11 protein-coding genes and 2 tRNA genes are annotated in these 13,190 nt (G+C 44.8%); 11 read left to right on the top strand and 2 right to left on the bottom strand.

Features of this window, described 5'->3' with window-relative positions:
• Positions 1–69 precede the first annotated feature (69 nt).
• A complete protein-coding gene (gene ispG / locus EXG77_RS11780) occupies positions 70–1,179 on the bottom strand; it encodes a flavodoxin-dependent (E)-4-hydroxy-3-methylbut-2-enyl-diphosphate synthase (RefSeq protein ID WP_023467533.1) in 1,110 nt (369 codons plus the stop codon).
• A gap of 167 nt (positions 1,180–1,346) precedes the next feature.
• Positions 1,347–1,832 carry a hypothetical protein gene (locus tag EXG77_RS11775; protein WP_023467534.1) on the bottom strand — a complete coding sequence of 162 codons (486 nt, stop codon included), beginning with the start codon at positions 1,830–1,832 and terminating at the stop codon, positions 1,347–1,349.
• Positions 1,833–2,039: 207 nt separating this feature from the next.
• On the opposite strand from EXG77_RS11775, the gene EXG77_RS11770 reads away from it, so the two are divergent.
• The 11 genes from EXG77_RS11770 (at position 2,040) to phoU (ending at position 13,123) form a co-directional block, all read left to right on the top strand.
• Entirely contained in the window at positions 2,040–3,683 is a 1,644-nt protein-coding gene (locus EXG77_RS11770; protein ID WP_035398342.1) for a Na/Pi cotransporter family protein, read from the top strand.
• 127 nt (positions 3,684–3,810) lie between these two features.
• Positions 3,811–3,884, top strand: a tRNA-Met gene (locus EXG77_RS11765).
• Between the two features lie 11 nt (positions 3,885–3,895).
• Positions 3,896–3,969 (top strand) — tRNA-Ile (locus EXG77_RS11760).
• Positions 3,970–4,085: 116 nt separating this feature from the next.
• Positions 4,086–5,546, top strand: coding sequence for an alpha-amylase (locus EXG77_RS11755; RefSeq protein ID WP_023467536.1), 1,461 nt, complete (start codon positions 4,086–4,088; stop codon positions 5,544–5,546).
• Between the two features lie 93 nt (positions 5,547–5,639).
• Positions 5,640–6,248 carry a superoxide dismutase gene (locus tag EXG77_RS11750; protein WP_016404085.1) on the top strand — a complete coding sequence of 203 codons (609 nt, stop codon included), beginning with the start codon at positions 5,640–5,642 and terminating at the stop codon, positions 6,246–6,248.
• Positions 6,249–6,383: 135 nt separating this feature from the next.
• Positions 6,384–8,456, top strand: a complete 2,073-nt coding sequence (locus EXG77_RS11745) for a penicillin-binding protein 2 (RefSeq protein ID WP_023467537.1) — start codon at positions 6,384–6,386, stop codon at positions 8,454–8,456.
• Positions 8,457–8,681: 225 nt separating this feature from the next.
• Positions 8,682–9,626 carry a PstS family phosphate ABC transporter substrate-binding protein gene (locus EXG77_RS11740; protein WP_035398338.1) on the top strand — a complete coding sequence of 315 codons (945 nt, stop codon included), beginning with the start codon at positions 8,682–8,684 and terminating at the stop codon, positions 9,624–9,626.
• 90 nt (positions 9,627–9,716) lie between these two features.
• Positions 9,717–10,658 carry a phosphate ABC transporter permease subunit PstC gene (gene pstC, locus EXG77_RS11735; protein WP_035398337.1) on the top strand — a complete coding sequence of 314 codons (942 nt, stop codon included), beginning with the start codon at positions 9,717–9,719 and terminating at the stop codon, positions 10,656–10,658.
• Position 10,659: 1 nt separating this feature from the next.
• Positions 10,660–11,568, top strand: a complete 909-nt coding sequence (gene pstA, locus EXG77_RS11730; RefSeq protein ID WP_035398334.1) for a phosphate ABC transporter permease PstA — start codon at positions 10,660–10,662, stop codon at positions 11,566–11,568.
• A gap of 99 nt (positions 11,569–11,667) precedes the next feature.
• Positions 11,668–12,444: a phosphate ABC transporter ATP-binding protein PstB gene (pstB, locus tag EXG77_RS11725; RefSeq protein ID WP_053454494.1), complete on the top strand. Its 777-nt coding sequence runs from the start codon at positions 11,668–11,670 to the stop codon at positions 12,442–12,444.
• A 16-nt stretch (positions 12,445–12,460) separates the two neighbouring features.
• A complete protein-coding gene (gene phoU, locus EXG77_RS11720) occupies positions 12,461–13,123 on the top strand; it encodes a phosphate signaling complex protein PhoU (protein WP_023467542.1) in 663 nt (220 codons plus the stop codon).
• The last annotated feature ends 67 nt before the right edge of the window (positions 13,124–13,190 follow it).

Raw genomic sequence — 13,190 nt, 5'->3', positions numbered from 1 at the left:
TTCACTTAGTATAACATAGTCGAAATCGAGATAGGAAAAAAGACTCCTCGCGAGGGAGGAGTCTTCCACTTATGCGTGATTTGCTTTTTCGGCTTCTTTTTCAGCCTGTTTTTCGAGAACGATTGCATCAATCTCTTTCTTCAATTCTTCGACCATCGTTGCTTCCGGTACTTTACGGATGATTTCTCCGTGACGGAACAATAATCCTTCGTTGCGTGCGCCAGCGATACCGATATCAGCTTCACGTGCTTCACCAGGACCGTTGACCGCACATCCGAGAACCGCGACTTTGATGTTCGCTTGGATGTTTTCGATATAGTCTTCGATTTCTGCAGCGATCGACATCAAATCGATTTCGATCCGACCACATGTTGGGCATGAGATCAATGTCGCCGCATTCGCCGCGAGACCAAATGATTTCAAGACTTCTTTTGCGACTTTTACTTCTTCGACAGGATCCGCTGAAAGAGATACACGAACCGTGTTTCCGATTCCGCGTGACAAGATCGCGCCAAGTCCCGCTGCTGATTTTAATGAACCAGAGCGAAGTGGACCAGATTCCGTGATCCCGACGTGAAGTGGATAGTCGAACGATTCAGAAGCAAGTTGATACGCTTCAAGCGCCAACTGTACGTCTGATGCCTTAAGCGAGACGATGATGTCATGGAAGTCGAGATCTTCGAGGATCTTAATGTGGTGCAACGCACTCTCGACCATACCACGTGCTGTCGGGTAGCCGTATTTTTCAAGAATGTGCTTTTCAAGTGAACCGGCGTTTACCCCGATCCGGATTGGAATGTTTTTCGCTTTGGCTGCTGTCACGACGGCTTCGACCTTTTCGCGGCGACCGATATTACCCGGGTTGATCCGGATTTTATCGACGCCAGCTTCGATTGCCATGAGCGCAAGTTTATAGTTGAAGTGGATGTCTACGACAAGCGGAATGTTGATTCGGCTTTTGATTTCTGCAAGTGCGAGCGCATCACGTTCTTCTGGACAAGCGACACGAACGATTTGGCAACCAGCTTCTTCAAGGCGTAGGATTTCAGCGACTGTCGCTTCGACGTCGTGTGTTTTAGTTGTCGTCATACTTTGGATGATGACTTCATTATTTCCACCAATGACAAGGTCCCCTACACGAACAGGACGAGTCTTAGAGCGATGGACCATTTTCGGCATATCGAAAATCTCCTTTTGTGGCATACCGCCATATTGTTTATGTTTACCTTTTCTATCATATCGAACTATTCCCTAAAAATCGAGAAACAAGAACGAAAATCGAACATTTACAATTGTTTAATGAAAGAAGGACGTCCGTCAATCCGTCGGACGCCTGATTTTGATACTCATTGAGGTTTGCGTGAAGCGCGTGGCTTCGCGGAACGGGCAATCCATAATGGCACTAATGTGTAGACGAGGTGTCCGATTACGAGTATCCCGATTCCGAAGCGAGGATAATCGAGTTGATATAGAAGCATACCGAGTGGGAAAGACCAGAGATTCGTCGCGACCGTGTAAGGAAACGTTTGGCGATACGCCCACGGACGGGGAAGCAACAATCGGACAAATCCCTTCGTTAGATACGCCATAAACAATACGTAAAGTAATACAGCGATTGCGATAAAGATGAAATGAAGGATGAACCAGACGACGATTGGGATGTTTTTTTGTAAAAAGAAGGAATCAATGACCGTCGTCCAAAATGAAATCCAAGCTAATCCACAAAAATAAAGGGAAACATCTGCCAAACGAAGACGCAAAAACGGACGATTTGGAATTAAAGAAGTTTGTAAGTAATTAATCAGTTGACGTAAAAATGACAAGTAAATCACTCTTTCTACTGTTTTAAAACAGATTTTAATTATTTAATTTTTATTAGTAATAAAGGGTTTTTGTGTAATGGTACAGATTAATAAAACCTTAACAAACGGATGTCTCAAAAACTATTTACAAGTTCAACAGACCTTTACATAATGGGGGAGTTGAGAAAATAAACTTTACAAACACATCAATCCACATGAAATAAAGGAGCTGGCAAGATGAACTATGATTTGCAGGAAATGATTTTCACCTTCATCGGTGGACTCGGGATTTTCCTATTCGGTATTAAGTATATGGGAGATGGGCTCCAAAAAACAGCAGGAGACCGATTACGTTATATCCTCGATAAATATACGACGAACCCACTGTTAGGTATCCTAGCAGGTATCGTCGTCACGATTTTGATACAGTCGTCGTCAGGGACGACCGTCATCGTCGTCGGACTCGTTAGTGCAGGTCTGATGAATTTACGACAGGCGATTGGAGTCGTCATGGGGGCTAACATCGGAACAACGATTACGGCCTTCATCATCGGCTTTAACGTCAAGGAAGCTGCGCTTCCAGCAATCGCCATTGGTGCTTTCTTGATCTTCTTCTTTAATAAAGAAAGGGTTCAATACATCGGACAGATTTTCTTTGGCTTCGGTGCATTGTTCTATGGTTTGACATTGATGGGCGACGGAATGGCTCCACTTGAGTCAAGTGTCTGGTTCCGTGAGTTGACGGTATCGATGTCGGATAACCCATTGCTTGGTGTATTCGTCGGAACGATCTTTACCGTTCTTGTTCAGTCGTCGTCAGCAACGATCGGTATCTTACAAGAGCTATACGCTGGTGGCATGATCGATATCAAAGCAGCACTTCCCGTCTTGTTCGGTGATAACATCGGAACGACGATCACAGCAGTACTCGCAGCACTTGGTGCGTCGATTGCAGCTAAACGAACAGCAGCAGCACACGTCATCTTCAACATTATCGGGACGATTTTATTCTTGATTGCTTTACCGATCTTCTCGAATTTCATTACTTGGATCACGGGCGCGCTTGATTTAGGTCCAAAGATGCAAATCGCCTTTGCACATGGAACATTCAACGTCGTCAATACGTTGATTCAGTGTTGGTTCATTGCGCAAATCGCATGGCTTGTACAAAAAATCGTACCGGGTACGGATACGACGATTGATTCAAAACCGCGTCATCTGGATCAAAATATCTTGAACCAATCTTCAGCACTCGCATTAAACCAAGCAAAGCTCGAAGTATTGCGTATGGGTGAATTCTCGAAAGACGCACTTGCAAAAGCACAGCGTTACACACAATCGCATGATAAGAAAGATGTATCGGAATCACAACAGATTGAATATGCGATCAACCATTTAAATACAGAAGTCACGAGTTATCTCGTTAAAGTAGCGGCACATGATTTATCAGAACGTGAATCAAATGAGCACTCGTTACTGATGCATGCCGTCAATGATTTTGAACGGATTGGTGACCACGTTGAAAACATCGTCGAATTGGTTGACTTCCAAATCGTCAACCGGATTCAGTTCACATCATCAGCGAAGCAAGAACTTGATGACATGTACGCTTTGACACAAGAAATCGTCGATTGTGCCGTTCGCGCTGTCGAAGAGGATGATGTCACACGGGCTCGAAAAGTTCTTGAACTCGAAGGTAAACTCGATGCACTCGAACGTTCATTCCGTAAGCATCATGTCCTTCGTGTTAACGCTGGCGAATGTACGGGACAAGCAGGGATGATTTTCGTCGATCTCTTGTCGAACCTCGAACGAATTGGCGATCACGCTGTCAACATCACGGATCTCGTCCTTGAACAGCGGACCGCATTAACGAACTAAGTGAAATACGATTTATCTATGACAGCTGATTTCAAAAAATGAAATCAGCTGTTTATTTTTTTGAAATAGCATATTGACAAGTTTCGCCACATCTCGTAATCTAGTAAGAGTAAGAAACATACATCATGGCGGTGTAGCTCAGCTGGCTAGAGCGTACGGTTCATACCCGTGAGGTCGTGGGTTCGACTCCCTCCGCCGCTACTATTACTTAAGGACCCTTAGCTCAGCTGGTCAGAGCAGACGGCTCATAACCGTCCGGTCGCAGGTTCGAGCCCTGCAGGGTCCATTCAGTAGAACGCTTCTCGTTGAAAAACGAGGAGCGTTTATTTTTGTTCCCCCGGGGAATAGTAAAGATATTGTAATAATATTCATACTATAGTAACTAAGGGAGAGCGAAGAGAGATGGAACGTAACCATACGATGATGCAGTTTTTTGAGTGGCATGTAGAGAATGATGGGAAGCACTGGCAACGCTTGAAAGAGCGGGCGCCTGAATTACGTGCTGCCGGCATCACGTCCGTGTGGATTCCACCGGCGTCAAAAGGTCAATCGGATGAAGATACAGGATATGGCATCTATGACGTCTATGATTTAGGCGAATTTGATCAAAAAGGAACGGTCCGTACGAAATACGGTACGAAAGATGAACTCGTCGAAGCGATCCAGGTTGCTCGTGAGAACGATATCGCTGTTTACGCGGATGTCGTCATGAACCATAAAGCAGCAGCCGATGAACTCGAGACGATCAATGTCGTCGAAGTCCATCCGGAAGATCGTTCGAAAGAAATTTCAGAAGAGTTTGAAATCGAAGCTTGGACGAAGTTTACGTTCCCGGGACGTAACGGAAAATATTCAGATTTCATCTGGACACATGAATTTTTCAATGGAACGGATTTTGATGCTCGTGAAGAAAAGACGGGTGTCTTTAAAATTTCCGGTAAAAATAAAGATTGGAATGATCAAGTCGATGATGAATTCGGAAACTATGACTATTTGATGTTCGCGAACATCGATTATAATCACCCTGAAGTCCGAGAAGAAATGATCCGCTGGGGACATTGGTTCCAAGAAACAATTGATTGCCAAGGTTTCCGACTCGATGCCATCAAACATATCAACTATGAATTCGTTCATGAATTCGCAAAATCAATGATTGAAAAAAGTGAAGGTGACTTCTATATGGTCGGTGAGTTCTGGAAATCAGATCTCGATGATTGTCGTCATTTCCTCGATAGCGTCGACTATACGATCGATTTATTCGATGTTCCGCTTCATTACAAGTTCCATGAAGCTTCGAAGCAGGGGCAAGACTTTGATATGACGACGTTGTTTGCGGATACCCTTGTCGAATCACACCCGACGAATGCCGTCACGTTCGTCGATAATCACGATTCACAACCGGGCGAATCACTGGAGTCGTGGGTGGATGACTGGTTTAAACAACATGCTTACGCGGCGATTTTACTTCGTAAAGATGGTTATCCATGTGTCTTCTACGGTGACTATTATGGTGTGCAAGGACCACATCCGGTAGAAGGAAAAAAAGAAATGATTGATGCCTTACTCTATGCACGGTATCACAAAGCGTATGGTGAACAAGAAGATTATCTCGATGATCCACATTGTGTCGGTTGGGTTCGTCGTGGAGTTGAGGAAATTGAGAACTCCGGCTGTGCGGTCTTATTGTCGAATGCCGATATGTGTGAAAAACGGATGTTTGTCGGTGAAGAACGTGCAGGTCAAGAATGGTTTGACTATACGAACCATCAAGATCACCCTGTTGTGATCGACGATGAAGGATTTGGTGTCTTCCCAGTTCCAGGTGGTGGTGTATCAGTTTTTGCTCCACGAGAAGTCGAGTAAATCCGAGGGTCTTGACTTGCGTCAACACAGGTTCTTTTGCTAGTCTTAAAGGGTATTGAAGTTTTCGAAAATAGTACAAAGGGGGACATGAACATGTCAAAATTTGAATTACCAGAACTCGGCTACGCTTATGATGCGCTTGAGCCACATATCGATGCTCGTACGATGGAGATTCACCACACGAAACACCACAACACGTATGTCACGAACGTGAATGCGGCGCTTGAGGGTACAGAACATGAAGGAAAGTCACTTGAAGAACTTCTTCAAAACTTGGATGCTCTCCCAGCAAACATTCAAACTGCAGTCCGTAACAACGGTGGCGGTCACTGGAACCACTCATTCTTCTGGAAACTGTTGAAGAAGAACGATGGTGCTGCTCCAACAGGGGAACTCGCGGCAGCAATCGACGAAGCATTCGGATCATTCGATGCATTCAAAGATGCATTCGCGAAAGCAGCAACAACTCGTTTTGGTTCAGGTTGGGCTTGGTTAATCGTTGATGGTGGGAAATTGGCAGTCGTTTCGACACCAAACCAAGATACACCAGTCATGGAAGGCAAAACACCAATCCTCGGTCTTGATGTTTGGGAACATGCATACTATCTCAACTACCAAAACCGCCGTCCTGATTACATCAATGCGTTCTTCAACGTCGTTGATTGGGATCACGTAGCGAAGCTTTACGCTGACGCGAAGTAATGTGAAAACGAGCGTATCGTTCAATTGTGAACGATACGCTTTTTTTAATGCGGAAAATGATGGGATAGGTTGTTATGGAAAGTTTCCTTCTATATAATGAAACAAGATGACTTTTGAACGATAGGGGAGTACGCCATGGCTAAACGAATCACCGTACGAGGAAGACGGCGTAATCATCTGCCGCTTCGTCTGAATTTAATGTTCTTCGTCGTTTTTTTATTGTTTGCGATTTTGATTTTCCGTTTAGGAGTCGTGCAAATCGTCAATGGTGAGAAAATTTCGCGGGAAGTTCAAAAAACAGAAATGATCGCATCAAAATATGAAGTGCCACGCGGAAAGATTTATGACCGGGATGGTCGTCTTTTGGTTGATACGATTTCTAAATACTCCATCGTCTACCGTCGCGCACAAACGACGAAAGTCGATGAACGCATTGAAATTGCACAGCGTCTTGCGGCAATCATTGATCTACCGAAAAAAGATTGGAAAGTCACGGAACGGGACATCAAGGATTTTTGGGTGGCGACGAATACAAAAGAATCGGATCGTCGATACCAAGAGGCAGTAAAAAAGAAGTATCCTTCAACAGAAGCACAAAGTAAGCTCTCGATTCCGGAGCAAGATAAAATTCGTTTAGATGCCATCACAAAAGAGGATATCGATTATGATGATCAGACAATGGAAGTCATCGCGATCAAACATAACATGGAAGTTGGTTATGCACTTGATCCGCAGCTCGTCAAACTCGGTGCATCTGCAAAAGAGATGGCGATCATCGATGAAAATCTAGAAGATTTAAAAGGTGTATCGGTGGAACCGTTTTACGAGCGTTCTTATCCATATGAAGGAACACTTCGGAATATCTTTGGGAAGTACTCGAAGATTCCAGCAGAACAACAAGCAGAGTTCAAAGCAAAAGGTTACAGCTTGAATGACCGTGTCGGAACATCATTCCTTGAACAACAGTATGAAGATCTACTGCGTGGGAAACCCGCATACGATGTGTATGAGACGTTTAACGGAGAGCCGGTCGGTGATCCAAAACGCGAGGAAGGCGAGTCTGGTAAAGATCTCGTTTTAACTGTTGATGCAGAGTACAACAAACAAGTCGACAAAATCATGCAACAAGCCATTAAAATGGGGCGTGGCATGGGTAGTCGTTATCTAAAAGAAGGTTACGCCGTCGTCATGAATCCACAGACAGGTGAGATTCTTGCGATGTCTGGTCAAAAGTTGGATCCAGCAACCGGCAAGTTCTCAGATGTCGCAATCAATAACGTCTTGACGTCGCTTCAAATCGGTTCGACGATCAAAGGTGCAACGGTTGCGATGGGACTTGAGGAAGGTGTTATCCGTCAAAACGAAGTCATCAATGATGCTCCGATCACGATTGGTGGTACGAAAAAAGCATCGTACGTCAACATGGGAGCAATCACGGATTTGACGGCACTTGAGCGTTCATCAAACGTTTACATGTTCAATATTGCGATGCGGATGGCGAAATATCCGAGTAATGGTATCGCTGGAGCAAGTGTAGATGCAGCGGCTGCGATCATGCAGAATTACTACAGTCAGTTCGGGCTCGGAGTGACGACCGGTGTCGATTTACCGTACGAAGCAAAAGGTGTTCAAGGGACACCGGACCGTGTCACGCTACTCATGGACCGAGTCATCGGACAGTACGATGCCTTTACACCGCTACAAGTTGCACAGTATATTTCAACACTTGCCAATGGTGGCTATCGTGTTCAACCGCACTTCTTAAAAGAAGTTCTCGCGTCGAATTCGATTGAAAAAGGAACGAAACAAGTGGATTATAGCTTCAAGACGAATTACCTGAATCGGATTGAGGTCAGTCAAGATAACATTGATCATGTCCGCGAAGGATTGCATCGTGTCGTTAAAGGAGAGCGTGGTACAGCAAAAATCATTGCCCAAACCGGTATTGATGCAGCTGCGAAAACAGGTACAGCGCAGGTTAGTGTCTATGGTGATGATGGAATCGCCTTACGTGACGGAAGTGGACAACCAGTTCGTTCATTGAACTCGAACCTTGTCGGCTGGGCACCATATGATAATCCAGAAATGGCGTGGGCTGTGTTCCTTCCTTATATGGAGCAAGAGACGGTCAACTCGAAAATCGGTCATGATCTTGTCAAAGCGTATTTCAACGTCAAGGATGTACCGTGGCAAACTAAGCCAAATTAACTAGAAACTAAGCGAGAGTGAGCTATCACTCTCGTTTTTTTGTTTGTATTGACCTTTTTTTCTAATGGATTTCGAATTGTAAACACTAAAAAACACGCCTTTACAATTCTTTTACGTTGGATTCATTTCGTTTTAATAGTTCGTCCGTAGTATAAGTCTTGTAAGGAAAACGGATAAAAAGTCGTAGCATCGTCAGCGACATACTTTCGAGGAGGAAAATTAATCATGTCTTGGATGAAAAAAACAGCACTCATCACAACGGTAGCATCAATCGCAGTAGTGGGGGCAGCATGTGGTAACGATAAAGGCGGTTCTGCTAGCTCATCTGATTTAAAAGGAAAAATCGCAATCGACGGTTCTTCTACAGTCTTCCCGATTATGGAAGCTGTCGGTGAAGAGTATTCGACTGAGCAGCCAGATGTAGATGTCACAGTTGGTGTCTCTGGTACAGGTGGTGGATTCAAACGCTTCGTCGTTGGGGAAACAGATCTTTCAAACGCATCGCGTGAAATTAAAGAAGAAGAAGCAGCTGAAGCGAAAAAGAACAACATTGAATATACAAAACTTGCACTCGCATATGACGGTTTGACTGTCGCAGTCAGTAAAGAAAATACATGGGTAAAAGAACTTTCAATGGAGCAACTCGAGAAAATCTGGCTCGACCCGAACATCAAGACTTGGAAAGATGTCGATTCTTCTTACCCAGCTGAACCATTGAAATTCTTCAGCCCAGGTAAAGATTCAGGAACATTCGACTTCTTCTCTGAAAAAGTACTTGAGAAAAAAGATATGCGTAAAGATGTTCAATTATCTGAGGACGACAACGTACTCGTTAAAGGTGTTGAAGGAACGAAAGGCGCAATCGGCTACTTCGGTTACGCTTACTACGCAGAGAATAAAGATAAGTTGAAGGAAGTACCACTTGCTGCTGAAGGAAAAGACGCAGTTGATCCAACACCTGAAACGATCAAAGATTTATCTTACCCGCTTTCACGTGAAATTTACACGTATGTCAATAACAAATCAATGAAAGACAAAAAACAAGTCGCAGACTTCGTGAAGTTCACGAACGAAAACGCTGGTGATCTTGCTGAAGAAGTCGGATACATCAAAATGCCGCAAGATCGTTACGATGAAAACGCAAAAGCAATTGAAGATGCAATGAAATAAATCATCGAGTCATGAGGATGGCCCAACCGGGGAAGTCTGTACCGGTTGGGTCCCGTTCTCATGTCAAGAAGGAGTAGGGAGTGAAGAAGGATGAGTTCAACACAAAATAAATCGGTTCGCGAGCTGATTCAACAGAACCGACAGCAAAAATACAGTATGAAAAACGTCATGGAACGCGTCATGCCGATCGTGTTATTCCTATGTGCGTTCGTCTCGGTCGTTACGACCATCGGCATCATTCTCACGTTAGTCATTGAAACAGAACACTTCTTCGAAGTCGTTCCGTTCAAGGAATTCTTCGGCAGTACGAGCTGGTATCCACTCAACTCACAACCAGAGTATGGGATTTGGCCACTTGTCGTCGGTACGCTTGAGATTACCGTGATTGCGATGCTAGTTGCCGTGCCGATCGGTCTCACATCAGCGATTTATTTAAGTGAGTACGCGTCAGACCGCGCACGCCGTATTTTAAAACCAATTCTTGAAGTGTTAGCAGGTGTTCCAACGATCGTCTTCGGATTCTTCGCATTGACGTTTGTCACACCACTACTCGTAAAATTGATTCCAGGTATTCAAATTTATAATGCGCTCAGTCCGGGGATCGTCGTCGGGATCATGATCATTCCAATGATCGCTTCGATTTCTGAGGATGCGATGAGCTCCGTTCCGAAAAAAATTCGCGATGGTGCGCTTGCACTCGGTTCGACACGTCTTGAAGTTGCATTGAAAGTCGTCGTTCCAGCTGCATTATCAGGTATCATTGCATCGATCGTACTCGGTATGTCACGTGCAATCGGTGAGACGATGATCGTAACGATCGCTGGTGGTTCGAATCCAACAGCTGCTGTTGATCCACTCGAACCAGTTCAAACGATGACAGCTTACATCGTTCAGGTTGCCTTAGGTGATGCTGGATTTGGAACTGTCGAATATTACAGTATCTATGCGGTTGGTACACTCTTGTTCGTCTTCACGTTAGTGATGAACTTACTTGCGAACTGGATCACACGCCGCTTCAGAGAGGAGTACTAAGATGGCCTTACCAGAAAAGCAACCTGTCTCAAAGAAATTCATTGATCCAGTCGCGGTGAAGAAATCCATTAGCCAGCGACTCGTCGTCAACAACGTCACAAAAGTCATTTTCCTTGCTGGACTGTTCTTCGGTCTCGTCGTCTTAGGTATTCTCTTGTTCGGCGTCATCCGTGACGGTGCGTCATGGTTATCACTTGAGTTTCTACAAAATGCACCATCGCGTCGTGCAGAACGTGCCGGGATTTATCCAGCGTTAATGGGCTCCATCTTCTTGATGCTCTTGATCATCCCGATGATTTTCATCATTGGTGTCGGGGCAGCGATTTATCTAGAAGAATATGCGAAGAAGAGTCGGATGACTTCATTCATCGAAGTCAACATCTCAAACCTTGCTGGTGTTCCGTCAATCGTCTTCGGTTTACTTGGTTTGACGTTCTTCGTACGTAACATGGGCTTCGGTTCAACATTGATTGCAGGAGCCTTGACACTCGCGTTGATGAGTCTTCCGGTCGTCATCGTCTCGTCTCAAGAGGCAATCCGTGCCGTTCCACAAGCGATGCGTCATGCATCACTTGCACTCGGTGCTTCGAAATGGCAAACGACGTTCAAAGTCGTTCTTCCGGCGTCACTTCCGGGTGTCATTACTGGGATCATCTTGGCTGTATCTCGAGCAATTGGTGAGACAGCACCACTCATCATGGTCGGAGCTGCGATTTTCATTGCTCGTGCGCCTGAAAGCATTTTCTCAGAATTCACAGCATTACCGATTCAAATCTACAACTGGACAAGTCGTCCACAAGCGGACTTCCAAGGACTTGCAGCGGCAGGAATCATCGTCTTAATGGTCATCCTCTTGACGATGAATTCACTTGCAATCTGGATTCGGAACCGATTCTCCAAACGCTACTAATCGAACGAGATAGATAGAAGGGATTTCTTTTAAGGAGGAAGACAGATGATGGATACGAAGCTGAATACGAAATCAGTCGTTACAGAAGGGACAGAGCGTATGAATCAACCAGTAGCAGCACGTGAGAGCGTCTATAACGTCAAAGACTTAAACTTATGGTACGGTGACGATCATGCGCTGAAAGATGTTAATCTCGACATTAAGAAAAATGAAGTCACGGCAATCATTGGACCGTCTGGATGCGGGAAATCGACATTCATCAAAACATTGAATCGAATGGTCGAACTCGTTCCGATCGTACGGACGAATGGTGCAATCGAGTATCACGGACGCAATATCTTTGATAAAGAATACGGTGTCGAAGAATTACGGACATCGGTCGGAATGGTCTTCCAACAACCGAATCCATTCCCAAAATCAATTTATGACAACATCGCTTATGGTCCCCGTGTCCACGGTGTCAAAAACAAAAAAATCCTCGACGAGATCGTCGAACGCAGTTTACGCCGTGCGGCGATCTGGGATGAAGTCAAAGATCGTTTGAACGAAAATGCTTATGGTCTTTCTGGTGGTCAGCAACAACGTCTTTGTATCGCGCGTTGCCTTGCAATCGAGCCAGATGTCATTTTGATGGATGAGCCGACATCCGCACTTGACCCGATTTCTACATTAAAAGTAGAAGAACTCGTCCAAGAGTTGAAATCAGACTACTCGATCATCATCGTGACACACAACATGCAACAGGCTGCACGTGTTTCGGACAAAACAGCGTTCTTCTTGAATGGTGAAGTCGTCGAGTTCGATCAAACAGACCGGATCTTTGGAAATCCGAGTGACAAACGGACGGAAGATTACATTTCAGGACGATTCGGATAAGAAGGGGAGACGACGAATGGCAGCGAACCGTACGATTTTTGGAGAAAATCTTGCAATACTCGATCAAAAGGTCTTTTTACTGGCTCGCAAGACGATGCAACAGATCGCAACAACGGCAGAAGCACTCGAAAAATATGATCAAGACATCGCGCGTAGTGTCATCGAAAACGATAATGAACTCGATGATCTTGAACTTGAAATCAACGATGATGCGATTCTCTTAATCGCGAAGCAACAACCCGTTGCGACGGATTTACGACGAATCATCACCGCGATGAAAATTTCGTCGGATCTCGAACGGATTGCAGATTATGCGGGGAATATCTCAAAAGCTGTTCTTCGTGTCGAAACATTCCCGTATGTCATCGATATCTCTTTGTTGAAAGAAGCATTCGAGACATTACTGGATATGACGGAAACTGCGATCGTCGCCTATCGTGACGGAGATGTCGAGAAAGCAAAAGCCTTGTCTGATCTCGATAACGTCATTGATGAGACGACATATAAGGCACTTCGCCAGTACATGCGTCACATGTCACTTCAGCCGATTGTCGTCGATGAAGTCATGCAATTCACGAACATTTGCCGCTACATCGAGCGGATGGGTGATCACTTGACGAACGTCGGGGAGCATCTGATCTATCTCGAAAAAGGAAAACATTATGATTTAAACGGATGAATCAAGTAGGCAGGAGGAATTTCCTCTGCCTACTTTTTTTGTAAAGGGATTCGAAACACGTTTGTAG

The sequence above is a fragment of the Exiguobacterium sp. OS-77 genome (assembly GCF_000414195.2).
Classification (GTDB): Bacteria; Bacillota; Bacilli; order Exiguobacteriales; family Exiguobacteriaceae; genus Exiguobacterium_A; species Exiguobacterium_A indicum.
Note: the sequence above shows the minus strand (reverse complement) of the source record. Positions and strands in the feature narration are given on the sequence as shown.